This window comes from Cuniculiplasma divulgatum (genome assembly GCA_031200235.1).
In the GTDB taxonomy this organism is placed as follows: domain Archaea; phylum Thermoplasmatota; class Thermoplasmata; order Thermoplasmatales; family Thermoplasmataceae; genus UBA509.
In genome coordinates this window covers 838,247-855,249 of record CP133595.1, presented here as the reverse complement: position 1 = coordinate 855,249, position 17,003 = coordinate 838,247, and the positions used below count along the sequence as shown (strand labels likewise).

The following is a 17,003-nucleotide window of genomic DNA, read 5'->3' as shown; positions in this document are numbered from 1 at the left end:
GTTAGAAAATTGAACTATATAAACATATTGCATGACATTTTAATCAAAATGTTCGTGGCGGAATCTGAATTTCCCGGTGTCCACTTAAATCATATAATTTATATACAATAACTTTTATAGCAAGTGCGGCATAGTCAAAAAATGCACAGTTAAATTCTTATTACCTCCAGGCCAAGAGAATCCGCAACGGATAGCACAGTTTCCCTCGCCTGGGACTTTGTGCCCTTGCGATCCATGATGAATCCGCGGCAGCCAGGCGTTTTCTCAACGCTCTGTCTTATGAGGTCCTGGCTTATGTTCTCCAGGGCATGCTTTGAGATCATGTGGCCCATGGCAACCGTATTCTCAACGGAATATTCCGTTATTTTGGGCATATAGTGGCCGCCACCGATGCCAACAAAGGACCCGTTAAAGTTCCTCCTGGGGGCGAAAATACCTCTGATTATGGTGTCCTGAGCCTCTGGGTTGTTCCACTGGGCTTCTGTTGTTCCTATTTCCATGTAAAAGTGGGGCATGTCAAGGGCTGGCCCGTGATGGGTGGCCTCATAGGTCACCTTAAACTCATCACCCCTGTATGTGCTGTGCATCTCCAGCAGGGCAGAAGTCATATCTGCCGGTGCCGTTGGCGAAAGCCTGCCCACAATTCCACCAAGTTTAGCCTCGCTGAAATTTCCCGTGGGATGCACCGTAAGGCTCTTAATATCGGCAGCCGAGGAATGCCGTGAAAGGAATATTACCACATCAATTGCCTGTGAGAGCCCATTCAGGCCGGCATCAAGATTATCCATGTACAGATGCCTCTTCTGTATGTAGCTGAACAGGAAATCTCCGTGCTTCAGCACACCGTCCTGTCCATCAAATGGCCGGAAATCAACAGTGTCCAGGAGCCTCTGGGACATTGCTACGCTGGCCTGGTCATCCTTCGATCCTATTATGAGATGCATTTCAATCAGTGATCAGGAAACGCGAGATTCTATAAAATCAAAGTACAGCCTGTCAGCCTTGGCTACCATGGCCGATTTCTCCGATCTGACAGTTTCCAGCAGGTTTGCTCTTCCGGTTTCTTTTATTTTTCCAGCTACTCTTTCGTATTTCCGAAGGGAATCCGATTCAGTTTTTGATATGAACAGGAGTACGCTCTGAAGGTTGCCAAGATCCAGCTCTTCATTCCTGGAAAGGTGGTCTGTGGCGTGTATGTTCCTGTATCTGCGGGTCTTCTGCCTGATATCGCTTTTCTTAACCCTGCTTTCTTCAAGGTAAGTTGCTATATTTTCATGACCCTTTGCAAAGGTGCTGAGAAACATCTTTATGTTATCCAGTGAGGCCCTGCTCTCAAGGTCTGAATAGATCCTGGCAAGTTCCTCTTCGGATTCTGCCAGTTTCTCAAGTGAATATTTCTGATCTGATGTCATTTCTGATTATGACTATTCAATAATAACGTATTAACATTATGTAATGCAAAATTCCAGTACCTTTCTATAGTTTTGCAATTTGACCTCTCAGTAAACCCATTGTTGACCTGTATGGATTCCCCATGGATGCGAGCAATGCTTCCAGAAACTCTTTTCCACCCTTTTTCCATGGCCCTGAACAGATCAACCAGAATCCAAAGTACCATTGACCTGAATCTCATGCCGGGTGTACCTTTCCCGATTTTAAGATGGGCATCCATGGAACGTATGGCAGAGATTTCCAGAAGCAGCTTACCCAGGGTACTCAGCTTTGCCGTACCAAGCAAGCTTTCATGCGTCCTCTGGTAGAGATGACTTAGGCAGTCCTGCTTCAGTTCCCTGTGAATAACCTCCATGTCTCATCTTTTGAGATACAGATCTATCACCTTTTTCGGCTTCCAGTCAATCCTGTTGGTGACAAAGAACTTTTCCCACATTCTTTCATCCCTGCTGTGATTGATCTCTTTATGACAGCCATCTGCATGGCTATCTTGGACAGCCCATTCTTTGCCTTGAGGTCCAGGTTCAGGGGAAATATCCCCTCCCTTCCAGATATGGCAGCAGTGACATACTGCATTCCCCATACTGATTTTCTCTTTGTGTGATCAAATACCCATGATGCCCTCTCAATATGCCTGCCATTTCTTTCAAGAATTGTGTCGTCAATGACCAGTACGGAATCTGATGAATAACGGTTGATCATGCTGACAGACTTCCTGAATATCTCCAGTACAGGGATATTCCTCAGGAACCTGTTCAGGTTGGACTGATTGGTATGTTCCATGAATATGCCGTTCAGGTGTGCCACTGAACGGGTTGGTGATACCTATGAGGATGTGAGGTATCTTGAGAACTGCCTGAACTGCCTCTTGTCAAAAAGACCCTGAATTCAGCAAGAAGTTCGCTGAGGATGTCGGGAGTAATCAACATGGGGATCCCAATCAAGATATGACACTGCCAGACACATGAATAAATCTTACCAAAACGCAAAACTATAGAACATTATAAGAAAACTGACGGAGTTCAGGAGAATCACTGACAACACAAATGGGATATCAAAGGGTCCAGTTAAAAGCAACCTCTGAAGTTTATTGATAGGATCACTTTTTGATGTCAAATGAACTCGGTGAATTGTTATCTCGCCATTTTTCCAGTTTTTTCTCTTTATTGAAAATATTCATTGAAGCAAAATCCCTCAAATCAGATTTCGTAAGACCATATTTGCTCTGGAAAATTGGAAATGTCAGCTTTTGAATCGACAAAATAGAAAGAGACAACCAAAGATATCCACCAAGGAAAAACACTAAAATGGATATTACTGGGGGAGACCATCCTATGATGTTAGACAGAGATGGTCTGGTTAAGTATAACGCAGTTAATGATACTCCCAAAGAAACTAACGAAACCAAAGTTGGAATTGTAACAGCCTTTATTATATATTTTCCACTTCTGTCATCCGCCAAAGCATAAATTAAGAAAACGATATAACAGGCTATGGTCATTGCTACAAACACATACGTTAATATGTTCATTCAATCACATTGCCCCGAAATCGAGTGCTAGATTTGCCCACTGTGGGGGGTTAGCCAAGTACTTTTCACTATTTATCCCATATACGTCCTTGACATTATTGAAGAGAGTTATGAAGTTCTGTGCAGCCCCTGAAAAGGCAGGCAATATCATCAGTAAAGCCATAAAAGTAACACCTAAAAACTTTGGGTGTGTTGTATTTATCACGCCTTTTGGTGCTTGTGATCAATCATAAATATTAAAGTCAATGAATAAAAGTAAACTCAGCCGCCCTGGTTATTCAGAATCTTCGTAAGCTTGTCAAGTGCTTCAGGGTTTTTTGACGCTACTATATATTGAAGACTCAGAGTCTCTAAGAGGAAGTGAGAAAATGGAAAATACGTAGGGTATATTGGTTAGGTCCCCTAATTGGAGACCATATTGTCCTATAAGAGTTCAAGAGATTTGAAAAGTTAAGACAATTTCAAAAAAATTGAGAGCTCATAGTGCGCACCACATTTTACAGATTTGTTGAGGGCCTTTTCGCTGCATAACCTCGATCAGGATCGGCTTACTTTTTCTCTAGTTCAAGGGCTCTTCTTCTCTTGATCTCTGCCTTCATTTCATTTAGACGTTTTTCACTAAATTGGTATGGATTTATCCCATACAAGCGAATTATATTTTTGTGGCCAGTTCTAAGTAGTTTGACCATATAAAGCATAATAAATGCTGCATATGATACAAATTCAAGAATATCTATAATGGATGATGGATAAGCTCCAATCTTCCATATAAGCAACATATAACCAGTTAATGCACCATCTATGGCAAGAGTTATGAGCGCAGGGACTATCATAGATGCGAGGAACTGCCTTCTGTTTAACTCTAGCGTACGCTTGCAGTAATGCAAGAAGAATATGAAAATGATCATAAGCACAAAGGCGAAGAATGTACCTTGCAAACTGTATAGAAAAACTATAGGAAACATTGTTCTTTCACAACCTTAGAGGGCAGGTATCACACCTGCTGAGAGTAACTTCTTCTCAAATGATGCCCAACTACCTGGTCCATCAAAGGCGTGTTCCTGGTTAACTCCGTAATTATAATGATTGACCAGGGAATTGTACATCGACTCGAAATTCCCTTCTGCACTGGATTTTACCCCAATGCTCCTAAACACCTGGGTAAGTACAGGAGAGGACCCTGTCGGATATTCATATCCCCACCACGAGAATTCCGGAGTAAGCCCCCAATTCCATGCATTCAATGTATCCACGAGCTCAAACTGAAAGTCAGAGCCTGTTCCAAAATGAAGTTCCTGACTTAGGAAAATAGCATTGATATTTGCAGCCATTGTTCCTGGATCACCTGCACCAGAAAGAATGTCATAGATTGAAAAGGCAATAGAAGCAATTCCTCCGACTATTGCCCCAACGATAGCTCCCTTTAATTTACCAATTTCAACACCAATGACGGTGCCTAAAGCAGTAGCTGCTGCAGCCTCTCCAACTATAACGAACAAAGCCTGAACCCAGCTTTTAACTGTGAGTGAGGATACCAGGAACTGTTTGAAGTTGTATGCATTTTTAAGGTTTGTGAATGTGAAGTAAATATTGTAGCTTTTTCCAGATATCAAACCGCCCCATCCCCAATGAATTGTGAACGCGTTTAGCCTGATATATGGATCTACTGGTTTAATTGTCCCGTTCTGATCTATTAATCCATATACCAATGATTTCTTGCCGTTTGTGTATCTGTATGTTAGAAGATTGGCACTTTGGTTGTCATATACGGTTGTCTTGTTGGAAACCAGATGGCCAAGGTGGTTGTTTACGACATAAGAGGTATTTATCTGGTTTTGTATTGTGAACTGGCTTACTTCATAATTTGCAACTGCCTGAACGTCCTCCATTGCATTAGAGCTTTCATTTTCCCACATAGGAAGAATTACGCTGGCATTTTGTGTTGTTATTCCCCTATAATTGGAGGGGATTTGGCTGTAGTTGCCTAAATACCAGTTTATAAAATTTGAATCTGCCTCGAATTGCAATTCGCTTAGTTCATTCGAAGAGATTCCATAATGAAGATAGTTATAGAGAACAAAATGGTAGAGATCATTTATTTCGGATCTGTTTAGCATAATTCCGTTATTTTGATGCTGATATTTCGCAATATCAACAAAATTTGCTTCCGCTTGTGGTTCATTAACATCTTTTCTTGATTGGATGTGTGTGATAATTCCAGTAAATGCGAGCAATAACATGACTGATGTCACTATTATTGCACCTAAAATTTTTATTTTTTCATTCATGTGAGAAAGATACACTTATGAATATATATATATATATTGTAACAGTAATAACTAAAATCTTCAAAGGGCATTCGAAAGTAAATCTGATGAGGCTCAGTACACAGGATGCATCCTTCGTCACATCTGATCATGGAAAGCATGGGAGGAAGAAGCCTCCCGCACCGGATATGCCTGATTTGTCTGAGAAACCGGTGCCGGCGGACAGGGAGGATGCTAAGAGACAGGCCAGGAGAGCCAGGGAGGAGAAGAAACGCCTCAGGAAGGATGAGCGCAGGGAATCCATGACGAGAAGATCCAGGGACGGATCGTTCGCGCAGAAGGATGGGAAGAACTTCTTCGGATACAAGCAGCATTCATCCCATGGTGTTGATATGCCCCTAGTACGGGAATCTGTCATCACCAGTGCCTCAGTGCATGATTCACAGGTTGATCTCTCCATCTCGGCGATTTTGCACAAATCTTGACCGGCGTTTACAGGATGCCCTGTTACAGGGATAAAGGATACCAGGGTGCCTCCTGCCGCGGCATCAATGCAACCATGGATCGTGCATACAGGAACACTCCCCTGACCATGAAACAGGTACACAGGAATCTCAGGATCTCAAGGAAGCGGACACCCGGAGAACGACCGTACTCAGTGATCAAGAGGGTGCAGAATGGTGGCCATACCCTTGTGACCATGGTGAGGAAAGTCATGTTGAAAATGACATTCGTTAACATGGCATACAATCTTTCAACGGTTGTTCACATGAAAAGAAGGGGTATGATAGCGTGAGCGCTCTAAAATAAGGAAAAAGCCAGGAAAAGAGTTGCAGACAGAGGGAATAGCTGTGAGTTTTCTGCCAGAAATTGACTGAATTTGCTGGAATTCCTCATCACATCAATGGAACCCTGGAAAACTGCCAGTTAAAAGAAAACGTCTGAAGTTAATAAAAAAATGAAACATCAAGTGTGAGTGGCATAACGGTCCAGATCTGCCACCAATGAAGCCAGTTTGTTGACAAACTCCGAAGATCTTGTGAGATGGTAAGCTTCCTTGAGATCATCATAATCAGCATGTACCACATAAACTGTGCTGCCTTCCTGGTAAACCAGAACCTTTGAAGGAAGTTCAAGACCTATGTCTGGATTTTCCTCTATTAGGTGCGTTCCAACAAGGGGAGACCCGAACATTATGACCTTTTCCGGCCTGAGGTTGAGCCCAACTTTCACAGCATTTTCATGGTGATCAACTGTTGTGAAAACCGCCACGTTCCTGGATTTAAGGAACTCATATACTCTGTTGCAGGTTTCGTCAAAACTAAATGTGCTTTTTTCTTTATGCAGATTTACCATTTCTTTTCTTGTAGTTATGATAATTTGCTATATATGTTTTGCAGAAACACTCTGTTTTTCAGGGCCAGATCTTGCAGGTAACCGGCTCACTTTTTCCCGTGAATTGCTGAGGCTTCCATGGTGGGTATGAAAATGGTTTTAATTGTCAACATCCTAACCAACAGAATGGATCTAGACATTCCTGCCATGGAAGCCAGATGGAAAAAACTCTGGTCTGAAGAATCAATTTATGCCACTGAAATCGGCCACAGTGAACGGGAGAAGTGTTTCTCCATAGATACTCCACCACCCACAATATCCGGTAAGATGCACATGGGGCATGCCTTCTCATACCCTCACCAGGATTTTATTGCAAGATACAAGAGGCTCAAGGGATACAGTGTATTCTATCCATGGGGGTTTGACGACAACGGACTTCCCACGGAAAGGTATACGGAAAAATCCCTGGGCATAAAGGGTGAAAGAACAGACCTGGGGGAGTTCATCCGTCTCTGCATGCAGGAAAGTGCAAAGGCAGAGGAGGAACTGAAGAAGAACTGGATGGATCTGGGAATCAGCGCCGATTTCTCACACGCCTACAGGACGTTTTCTGAAACTTCAATGAAAATATCGCAATCCATGTTTCTGGACCTGGTGGAAAAGGGGAGGGTATACCGGGAAGAAGGTCCCACAATAAGATGCCCAACTTGCAGGACGGCAATTTCTCAGATTGACCTGAAGGACATAAACCAGTCCTCCGAGTTTGTTTATGTGAGATTCACGGGAAGGGACGGAGGCGTTCTCATTGCCACAACAAGGCCTGAGCTGATGGGGGCATGTGTTGCAGTGGCAGTCAACCCATCTGATGAGAGATATTCAGGTTTCATAGGAAAGAAAGCAACTGTCCCAGTATACGGATACACAGTTGATATCATAGCTGACGACCTGGTCGCAATGGATAAGGGTACAGGGGCTGAAATGGTCTGTACTTTCGGAGACCAGAACGATATTTACCTGTGGAGAAAGCATGGGCTGTCAACCCGCATCATCCTGGACGATTTCGGGAAATTCAAGGAAGAGGCCGGCATAATCAAAGGTCTCACGGTCAGGGAGGGCAGAAAGAGGATCATAGAGGAACTGGAGCACCTGAAGGTCGTTGAAAAGATAGAACGTGTCAAGCACTCAGTCAATGCGCACGAACGCTGCGATACGCCAGTGGAGTTCGGCATCAGCAAGCAGTGGTATGTGAAAGTCCTTGACATAAGGGAAGACCTGAAAGCCTCGGCCCACTCGGCACAGTGGATACCGATTCACATGAGGGTCAGGATCGACAACTGGATAAACGGCCTGAAGTGGGACTGGGGCATCTCAAGGCAGAGGTTCCTTGGAGTGCCTTTCCCTGTATGGTACTGCAGGAAATGTGGCGAAACGGTATATGCCGGCAAGGATGATCTGCCTGTTGATCCCAGAACATATGCCGGAAAGATTGCCTGCCCAAAATGCGGCTCTTCCGATCTTGATCCGGAGACTGACGTGATGGATACATGGGCCACGTCGTCCCTGAGTCCCAGGCTTGCCCTTATACCTGAAGGGCTCTTTCCCAGTCTTTACCCCATGGATGCAAGATTCCAGGGCCATGATATAATTTCCACATGGGCTTTTACAACCATTGTCAGGTCATTCATACACGACGGCATTTCTCCATGGAAGAGCATCCTCATCAGCGGAAATGTATATGATCCGCAGGGCCAGAAGATGAGCAAGAGCCGGGGAAACATAATCGAGCCGGCGGACCTTGTGAATGAATACGGTGCAGATGCAGTGAGATACTGGGCATCCACGGCCCTGCCTGGCGAGGACATAAAGGTGCGGGAGCAGGATTTTGTCCGGGGCAAGAGGACCGTCATAAAGATATTCAACGCCTCAAAACTGGTTGCAATGCTTTCGGGGGGTAGCACAACACCTGCAGTGCCCGAAGCAAAGCATCCAATAAACGCAGGGATAATTTCCGGGCTCAATGACCTCATAGTAAAGGTAACGGACCTTATGGACAGCTACCAGTTTTCCAGGGCAAGATCTGAAATAGACAATTTCTTCTGGAACATATACTGTGACAACTATCTTGAGATTGCTAAGGGAATTGTGAACAGGTCTCAGGAGATTGGCAGCGATACAAGGGAGGAGTTCGGGCGGATACTCAGGTACGTTCTCCTCCAGATAATGAAGATGTACGCTCCTGTAATGCCATTCATTACCGAAGAGGTCTATCATTCGCTTAACCTCGGTTCCGAAAAAAGCATTCATCTGGAAAAATGGCCACTTCCTTCCGGAAACATTTCGGAGAAGAGTGGTGCGGCCGAGTTTGGATATATTCTGCAGGTCCTGTCTGCCGTCCGATCATTCAAGACATCGAAAAAGCTATCAATGGGCAGTCACATTGATTCACTGACCATAATGGGGGATAAGGCCATACTTGAAAGATACAGGGAAGAGGTAATGGCCGTGATGAATATCGGCAGCCTCAGCTTCCAGCAATCCCAGGAAATTCAGGTCAGGGAAGGGTAAGAAATGTTCAGGCCCGTAAGGAAAAGGATAGTGAGAATAGCCGCCATAATACTCATAGTTTCTGTCATTCTCTTCTCGTATTCTGTCTATTCCATTGAGAGCAACGTTTCCACTCACCGTAATGTATCAGTTCTGCCGGGATCAGCGTCATCCGTTTCCATCAGAGAGGATAATGTGCAGGCCGGCAATGATCTGGAATACATCATAGCATCACATAACGGCACTGACATAAATATCACGGCTTACATGCTTTCTCCAGGCGGTGTTCACAGCGGATCTCTCTCAATAACCAACATAAACCAGGGATCAAAGGTTTTTGTGGCAGATTCATCGGGCAACTGGACACTTGTCATAACCAACAATGCCCACACGTCAGCTGTAGTGGATGTGACAATTACGAATATTGGCTACCTCTATCTCATAGGGGCAATATTTGGTTTCATTCTCCTCATAGTGGGAATAGTAATGATAGGGCTGAATTCATACGCAAGATTAGCTGAAAGAAGAAGGGAAAAGAACAGGGGATTCTCTGAGTGAAAGGTCAGAGAATGGGCAGGTACCTGTCCAGTTCCCATTTTGTGACATAGGATCTGAAAGCATCCCACTCCCGCTGCTTCACGGTTATGAAGTTCTCAAAGATATGCTCCCCGAGGATCTCCTTCATTAATTTGCTGTTACGGAAGTGGTGCAGAGCTTCCCCAAGGCTCTCAGGCATGGACTGTATGCCATGCTTGACGCGCTCCTCTGCGGTCATGTGGAATATGTCTTTTTCCACGGGGTCAGGCGGCTTTATGTTGTGCTCAATGCCGTCAAGGCCGCATCCAAGGATCACGGCAAACTGCAGATAGGGGTTCCCAGCAGAATCCGGGCATCTGAGTTCCATTCTCTTCCTCATTCCGTTTCCTGCAGGCACCCTGACAAGTGCCGATCTGTTCTTGTTTGCCCATGAAATATAAACCGGTGCCTCATAACCAGGGATGAGCCTCTTGTATGAGTTTACCCAGGAAGCAAGCACCGCAGATGCCTGATTCACGTTCTTGAGTATGCCTCCAAGGTAGTGCATTCCAAGATCGCTGAGGCCATATTTCGTTCCCGCATCATAGAAAAGGTTCTCCTTTTCGCCTGTGGACATTATGCTCTGGTGAACATGCATGCCTGATCCATTGACCCCGTTGATTGGTTTGGGCATGAACGTGGCATACATTCCATGGTTCTGCGCAACATTCTTTATGATGCTTTTGAGCATTGCAACCCTGTCTGCCATTACAAGCGCCTGGCCGTATCTGAGATCGATCTCGTGCTGGCCGTAGGCCACTTCATGATGAGCAGCCTCAGGCTGATAGCCTAGGTTGTACATTGATCTCAGGATATCCTGCCTGATCTCATTCGCTGCATCGATGGGGGTATTGTCGAAATATCCGCCATAGTCACTTGGAATTGCAGTTGGATTCCCCTGGCTGTCCCTTTTGAAAACAAAGAATTCGAACTCTGGCCCCACAAAGAAATCCATGTCCTTCTTGTGGAGCTTCTCAAGCACTCTCTCAAGGGCATATCTTGGATCTCCGGGAAATCTTGTGCCTTCAGGAGTGAATACATTGCAGATGAATCTTGCAGTCCTGACATCCTTTGTACTTTCAGGAAGGATAGCATATGTATTCAGGTCCGGATGGGCCCTCATATCAGATTCTTCAATCTGTGCGTACCCTGCCACCGAACTTCCGTCAAAAACAACACCTTCTGTCAGTGCGCTCTCGAAACGGTTTTTAGGAACAGTCAGGGTTTTTACGGCCCCAACTATATCCATGAACTGAAGTTGCAAAAACTCAATATTATCCTGCTTTAGCCGGTCAAGGGCGAATTTAACATCCTCTTCCATGCTCAAGCTAATTTTAGGTGAACTTAAATAACTTTAGTTTCAAGCCGGTTAAATTTGTGAGAAATTTCTTCATTGCTTCGACATAACGTATACCGCCGGTATTATGTGAACGGCGTTGGTTTTCCGCGAACAGGAAATATGGGTTACAGTATTTCCACATTGTGAGGGTTGAATTCGGACAGGCCGCAGATTCAGTCATGATCATTTTTTTCGCACCTACATAAGTTATCAGGTGAACCCGCGGAAATCAACCCGGAAGGCAAAGAGTGTCAGGAAAACCTTTTCACCCCAGTCGCAAATCTATATTTGAGGTAATTAAGATGTTTGGAAAGCTTAAGATGAAAGTAGACGAGATTGACATACAGAAGATAAAGGTCAAGACCGAGCTTGGTGCCGGATCGTACTGTGTAGATTAATAATTCCTGATTTTTATAAATTTATCCACCTCTTCTTCAATTTCCAGTTTTTTCGTTAAGGACTGAATATAAGCCATCTTGTTGTTTAGCACCTTTTCAGGATAGTTGTAAAGTGTCAGCAGCTTTATGTAAACGCTGAATGCTTCCGCTATGAGGGAATTCTGTTTCTTAACCTTGAAATTCTGGATCATCTTGTCTATATCCTTTTCAGCCGCACCAAGATCCTTTGTGGCAAGATCATATGACATATAGACTTGGTACACCTGCCCCAGTCCGTTCGTGTCAAAATTCCTCCTGAAATATTCAAAGGCCTTTTCAATATATTCGTAAGCGTCTCCCGGCCTCTTTGTGTAAATGTATATCATTGCAATGTTGAGGCCGGATAGGTGCTGGACCCTTTCATTGCCTGTCTTCATGGCCAGGTGATTCGCCTCGATCACAGATTCTATTGCCGCATCGTACTCTCCCATGGCTAAAAGTACGGAAGACTCGTTCTGGTAACAGTACTGAAGATGATGGTCATCCGACCGTGATATGAAAAACTTCATGGCTTCGTGATTCAGTGTGAAGAATTCTTTCATGTTTCCCTTCTTAGCCAGTGTGAAGGCCTCGTTCATTTTCACCTGGTTCATACCCGTTTCATCACCCACTTCTTCGAAGAGCAGAAGAGCCTTCTCGAAGTACTGCATTGATGATTCCGGATCCCCCTTATATCCAAAGTATGATCCGAGCCCAAGATGTGCCTTTGCAGAAGTTAAAATGTCGTCTGCTTCCTCTGCATAACGTATTGATCTTTCGAAGTGGTTCCTGGCGAATTCAATGTCCATGCGATAGAGGTTTATCGATCCATATATCTGGTGTGCTCGTCCAAGCAATTTAGCGTCTTTGTTCTTGGTTCCCATATCAATAAGGCTGGAACCCAGATCAACTGCACGGTTGAAATTGCCAGCCTTCAGGAAATAATCTGCAAGTATGTAAGTTTCCTCAGATAATCCCTCCTTGCCGGCAAGGTAATTCTCAAGATAGCCTCTTATGAGTTCAATGATCTTTTCATTGTTTTTCATGTAGTCCTTTGTCAGCCCGTTCTCAAAAATATCAATTCCGAGCTTTGTGGGCTTCAGGCTTATGCGATCTCCCTCGTCGTATGAAATGTATATCCAGTCCAGATCCCTCATGAACTGCAGGATAGGCATGGATTTCTGGTCACCGTATACATTGAAATCCAGATCTTCAAGCTTCTTGAACTCCTTTTCCGGGATCAGGTGCCTGGCCAGAAGTTTGATTCCAGCGGGCGCAGATATATACATAGCAACGTGCATTAAAAGTTATATGAATAAAAAGATTGCTATAATAGAAAATTTAAGATGCGAAATTTTTCAGTTGGCTCTGAGGATTTTTCCCAGCACAAACTGAAGTATTCCGCCACTGGCAAGGTATTCCGCCTCAACAGGGGTATCAACACGCAGCGTAACTTCTGTGGTTTTCCTGTCGTTGGATCCTGTCGGGTAATACCTGAATGTGGCCTTTCCAAGCGGCTTGATTCCCTGGTCAAAGATGATATCCATGGGCTTGCTGAAGTCCACCTTAAGGCTGACATAGGTCTCTCCCTGCCTGAACTGCAGGGGAACAATACCCATCCCAACCAGGTTGCTCCTGTGGATCCTCTCATATCCGGTGGCAATCACTGCCTTCACGCCAAGAAGGAACGGCCCTTTTGCTGCCCAGTCCCTGGAGCTTCCGGTTCCGTACTGGTCACCGGCAAGAACAATTTCCGGGACATTTTCCTTCATGTACTGCATGGCAACATCGAATACGCTACCTTCCTTTCCGTCAGGGAAATGAACAGAGAAGCCCCCTTCTTTCTTCACCATCAGATTCTTTATCCTGTTGTTTGCAAAGGTGCCCCTCATCATCACCTCATGGTTACCTCTCCGGGATCCATAGGAATTGAAGTCTGCAGGCATTACACCCCTTTCCATCAGGTATTTCCCTGCAGGTGTGTCCTTGCTGAATGATCCAGCAGGAGAAATGTGATCAGTGGTGACAGAATCACCCAGGACCAGTAGGGGCCTGGCGTCCAGTATTTCGCTGTACTCAATCTCCGTGTCCGGGTTGAAGTTGTCGAAGAATGGCGGCTTCCTTATGTAAGTGCTTTTCTCATCCCATGCATATGTCTTTCCGGACGGTGCCTCCATGGCTTTCCATTTCGGGTTGTACTCATCCAGATTCCTGTACTTTTCCACGAACATTTCCCTGCTGATGGAACCCTTCATGGCAGATAGTATCTCATCTGATGTTGGCCATATATCCTTCAGGAAAACCGGCTTTCCATCGCTTCCCAGCCCAAGAGGCTCACTGTCCATGTCGATGGTGACCCTCCCTGCCAGGGCAAAAGCAACCACCAGAGGAGGAGACATAAGGTAGTTCGCCTTCACGTTCCTGTGAATCCTTGCCTCAAAGTTCCTGTTGCCTGAAAGAACGGCAGCAGTGCTCATGTTATCGCTGACGATGGCACGTTCAATGCTTTCATTCAGGGGGCCGCTGTTTCCAATGCAGGTTGTGCAGCCGAAACCCACAAGCTCAAAGCCAAGCTTGTCCAGATATTCCTGGAGTCCGGCCTTTTTGAGGTATTCCGATACAACTCTTGATCCGGGAGCAAGGCTCGTTTTCACCTTTGGGTTAACCCTGAGCCCTTTCTGGACGGCCTTCTTTGCAAGAAGTCCCGCGCCAAGCATCACGTAAGGATTGCTGGTATTTGTGCAGCTCGTGATGGCTGCAATGACCACATCCCCTTCCGTCAGGGTCTCGTCTTTGCCATTGATCTTAACAGGGGCTGATTTCAGGACGACCTGCTTCTGGGATCTGCTTCCTGTCTCCATGACAGAACCGCTCTGCTCCATGAATGCCAGGAAATTGTCCCCAATCCTTCCGAGATCAGTTCTCTGCTGAGGAAGGCTTGGCCCGGAAACACTGGGTTTAACTGTACCCAGATCAAGCTCTATGACCCTTGAATATTCAACATCGTTCTGTGAGCCAAAAAGACCCTGGGCCTTGAAGTACTTCTCTATGAGATCAACCTGTTCCTCATCTCTTCCGGTTAGTTTCAGGTACTCAATGGTCTGTTCGTCCACCGGAAACATGGCAACAGTGGCTCCGTATTCAGGGCACATGTTTGACACTGTGGCCCTGTCTGGTATGGTCAGTGACTTTATTCCATCACCGAAAAATTCAAGGAATTTGTCAACGACCTTGTTCTTCCTGAGGAGTTCAGTTATGGTGAGAACCATATCGGTTGAGGTCACGCCCGGCCTGAGTTTGCCTGTGAGCTTTACGCCGATGACCTCTGGAGTCTTGAAGGTGACGGGCTGATCAAGCATGGCCGCTTCAGCCTCTATTCCTCCGACTCCCCATCCTACAACTCCGAGGCCGTCTATCATTGTTGTATGTGAATCCGTCCCAACAAGGGTGTCAGGATATGCCCAGAGATCATTGCCTGATTTCCTTGTCATGACCACCTTAGCCAGGTATTCAAGGTTCACCTGGTGAATGATGCCTACTGATGGTGGCACTATGCGCATGTTGTGGAATGCATTCTGTGCCCACTTCAGGAAACGGTATCTTTCCCCGTTCCTCTCGAATTCCTTATCCACATTCTCCTGGAGTGCATTGGGTTCACCGTAGAAATCAACCTGGACCGAATGGTCAATGACAAGATCAACAGGGACCTGCGGGTTGATTACCTCAGGGTCTTTCCCGGCAGCCCTGGCGGCATCACGCATTGCCGCAAGATCCACAACTGCAGGTACCCCTGTGAAATCCTGCATCACAACCCGGGCAACCTTGAAGGGAATTTCACTGTCTGAGGGCTTTGCAGCATTCCACTTCAGCAGGTTTTCCACGTCGCTCTCCGTGACAGTCTTGCCGTCGATGTTCCTGATGAGTGATTCAAGAATGATCCTCACGGGGTAAGGAAGCCTGGAAATTCTGTGCCCATCCTTTTCAAGTTCCTTCAGAGAATAAAATTTGTATTCTTTTCCACCCGCCTTTAAAACCGATATTTTCTGGAATTTAGAACTCATGAATATCCATTGATAATCCATTCACTCTAATTATGATTTTCCAGCGGTTTCAGGATAATCTGGAAATATTTTCATGAAAACATTATAATGCATGATCAATGTGCACATCTGTCCATGACAGAGCTGGCAATGGGTTCAATGAATGAAATAGGCTTTTTCCTGATATGTTTAAGTACCATCCCGGTGATTCACTATTATGGCATCAAAAATAAAGAACATAGAGGTTCTTGAGCTTGGGGAAAAGGGAAAGGAAATTTCTTCGCCCTGGAGTTCAACAATACTGCTGGTGAAGCTGACATCGGACGACGGGCTCGTGGGTTATGGAGAAGCACCCACAACGCTGATGACGCTGCCCGTGAAGGAGAGCATGGAGGAGGTCAAAAGAGTATTCCAGGATGCTGACTTCTTCAACGTGGAGAAGAACCTGAAGGACTTTTACAGGAATTCATTCTATCTGTCAAAGTCCATGGAAGCCACCTCAGCCTTGAGCGCATTCGAGATTGCCAGCTGGGACCTCATAGGGAAGGCAGTTGGCTCACCGGTCTATAAGCTTCTGGGTGGTGAATTCAATCAGGACCTCAGGGCGTATGCCAACGGATGGTATTCAAATTGCGTGACGCCTGAGGATTTCGTCAAGAAGGCAAAGGAGGCACATGCCAAGGGATTTGACGCCTTCAAGTTCGACCCATTTGGAGACAACTATGACAGGTTATCCAAAGAGGGCCTCAAGAATGCCGTAAATATAGTGTCAGCCCTCAGGGATGAATTCGGGGATTCAGTTGATCTGCTCATTGAATGCCATGGAAGATTTTCAACAAGGGCAGCCATAGATGCTGGAACAGCACTGGATGAGTTCTCTCCCCTGTTCATGGAGGAACCTGTCCATCCCGAACTGGAAGTGGGCCTTGCAGAGCTGAAGAGATACATACGAACGCCAATAGCCCTGGGAGAGCGCCTCCTTAACAAGACGGACTTTGCCAGGTACATATCTGAGGGATTGGTAGACATCATACAGCCTGACCTCACAAACTCACTTGGAATCCTGGAAAACAAGAAAACCGCTGCCATAGCAGAAGCATTCGGAGTTCCTGTTGCATTCCACAATGCTTTCGGCCCCATCCAGACAGCCGCAACCCTGAATGTTGACAAGACACTCCCCAACTTCCTCATACAGGAAAGTTTTGAGGCATTCTGGCCGGACTGGAAGCGAAATCTTGTGAAGACAGGATATAAACTGGAGAATGGCAGATTTACGCTTTCCGGGAAACCAGGGCTCGGTATCGAGGTCAATGAAAAAATACTTGAGTCCAGTAAAGTTGATGGCATGGAGCCCTTTGATCCGGTTGAGCCTCCGTGGGTGGTATCTGGGACTTACAAGAAACCCAAAGCCTAACCCCATATTTGCATGGCGACCGGCCCTGGAAGCAGGTCTTTCAGCATGACCTGTGTGAAGAAAGGCAGCTGCCCACTGGCACTCTGGAT

At 45.6% G+C, this 17,003-nt stretch carries 17 protein-coding genes; 5 read left to right on the top strand and 12 right to left on the bottom strand.

Going from position 1 to position 17,003, the window contains the following annotated elements:
• Positions 1-149: 149 nt before the first annotated feature.
• The 8 genes from RE469_04570 to RE469_04535 form a co-directional block, all read right to left on the bottom strand.
• A complete protein-coding gene (locus RE469_04570; protein WMT45472.1) occupies positions 150-944 on the bottom strand; it encodes a D-aminoacyl-tRNA deacylase in 795 nt (264 codons plus the stop codon).
• Between the two features lie 12 nt (positions 945-956).
• Entirely contained in the window at positions 957-1,412 is a 456-nt protein-coding gene (locus tag RE469_04565) for a hypothetical protein (protein WMT45471.1), read from the bottom strand.
• Complete coding sequence (locus tag RE469_04560) at positions 1,409-1,807, bottom strand: hypothetical protein (protein ID WMT45470.1); 399 nt, start codon at positions 1,805-1,807, stop codon at positions 1,409-1,411. Before RE469_04560 ends, RE469_04565 begins: the two co-directional genes overlap by 4 nt.
• Before the next feature lie 26 nt (positions 1,808-1,833).
• Entirely contained in the window at positions 1,834-2,235 is a 402-nt protein-coding gene (locus tag RE469_04555; GenBank protein ID WMT45469.1) for a hypothetical protein, read from the bottom strand.
• A 316-nt stretch (positions 2,236-2,551) separates the two neighbouring features.
• Positions 2,552-2,914 carry a hypothetical protein gene (locus RE469_04550; GenBank protein ID WMT45468.1) on the bottom strand — a complete coding sequence of 121 codons (363 nt, stop codon included), beginning with the start codon at positions 2,912-2,914 and terminating at the stop codon, positions 2,552-2,554.
• Positions 2,915-2,987: 73 nt separating this feature from the next.
• On the bottom strand, positions 2,988-3,188 hold the full coding sequence (locus tag RE469_04545; GenBank protein WMT45467.1) for a hypothetical protein: 201 nt from the start codon (positions 3,186-3,188) through the stop codon (positions 2,988-2,990).
• Positions 3,189-3,531: 343 nt separating this feature from the next.
• Positions 3,532-3,816 (bottom strand): hypothetical protein, encoded by a 285-nt coding sequence (locus RE469_04540; protein WMT45466.1) that lies wholly within the window; start codon positions 3,814-3,816, stop codon positions 3,532-3,534.
• A gap of 147 nt (positions 3,817-3,963) precedes the next feature.
• Positions 3,964-5,271, bottom strand: coding sequence for a glycine zipper family protein (locus RE469_04535; protein ID WMT45465.1), 1,308 nt, complete (start codon positions 5,269-5,271; stop codon positions 3,964-3,966).
• Positions 5,272-5,357: 86 nt separating this feature from the next.
• Here RE469_04535 and RE469_04530 point away from each other — a divergent pair, with 86 nt between their 5' ends.
• Positions 5,358-5,735 carry a hypothetical protein gene (locus tag RE469_04530; protein ID WMT45464.1) on the top strand — a complete coding sequence of 126 codons (378 nt, stop codon included), beginning with the start codon at positions 5,358-5,360 and terminating at the stop codon, positions 5,733-5,735.
• On the top strand, positions 5,732-6,046 hold the full coding sequence (locus tag RE469_04525; protein WMT45463.1) for a hypothetical protein: 315 nt from the start codon (positions 5,732-5,734) through the stop codon (positions 6,044-6,046). The genes RE469_04530 and RE469_04525 overlap by 4 nt, the downstream gene beginning before the upstream one ends.
• Before the next feature lie 170 nt (positions 6,047-6,216).
• Here RE469_04525 and RE469_04520 read toward each other — a convergent pair whose 3' ends face one another.
• A complete protein-coding gene (locus RE469_04520; GenBank protein ID WMT45462.1) occupies positions 6,217-6,606 on the bottom strand; it encodes a DUF302 domain-containing protein in 390 nt (129 codons plus the stop codon).
• A 165-nt stretch (positions 6,607-6,771) separates the two neighbouring features.
• On the opposite strand from RE469_04520, the gene RE469_04515 reads away from it, so the two are divergent.
• Together RE469_04515 and RE469_04510 are read left to right on the top strand one after the other, a co-directional pair.
• Positions 6,772-9,150 carry a valine--tRNA ligase gene (locus tag RE469_04515; GenBank protein ID WMT45461.1) on the top strand — a complete coding sequence of 793 codons (2,379 nt, stop codon included), beginning with the start codon at positions 6,772-6,774 and terminating at the stop codon, positions 9,148-9,150.
• A gap of 3 nt (positions 9,151-9,153) precedes the next feature.
• A complete protein-coding gene (locus RE469_04510) occupies positions 9,154-9,687 on the top strand; it encodes a hypothetical protein (GenBank protein WMT45460.1) in 534 nt (177 codons plus the stop codon).
• Positions 9,688-9,691: 4 nt separating this feature from the next.
• Here RE469_04510 and glnA read toward each other — a convergent pair whose 3' ends face one another.
• The 3 genes from glnA to acnA all read right to left on the bottom strand — a co-directional run bounded on the left by glnA (position 9,692) and on the right by acnA (position 15,521).
• Positions 9,692-11,026, bottom strand: coding sequence for a type I glutamate--ammonia ligase (glnA, locus tag RE469_04505; GenBank protein ID WMT45459.1), 1,335 nt, complete (start codon positions 11,024-11,026; stop codon positions 9,692-9,694).
• Between the two features lie 412 nt (positions 11,027-11,438).
• A complete protein-coding gene (locus RE469_04500; protein WMT45458.1) occupies positions 11,439-12,749 on the bottom strand; it encodes a hypothetical protein in 1,311 nt (436 codons plus the stop codon).
• A gap of 69 nt (positions 12,750-12,818) precedes the next feature.
• Positions 12,819-15,521, bottom strand: a complete 2,703-nt coding sequence (gene acnA / locus RE469_04495; GenBank protein WMT45457.1) for an aconitate hydratase AcnA — start codon at positions 15,519-15,521, stop codon at positions 12,819-12,821.
• Between the two features lie 196 nt (positions 15,522-15,717).
• Between acnA and RE469_04490 the strand changes: the two genes are divergently transcribed.
• Positions 15,718-16,914, top strand: a complete 1,197-nt coding sequence (locus RE469_04490) for a mandelate racemase/muconate lactonizing enzyme family protein (protein WMT45456.1) — start codon at positions 15,718-15,720, stop codon at positions 16,912-16,914.
• Positions 16,915-17,003 lie beyond the last annotated feature (89 nt).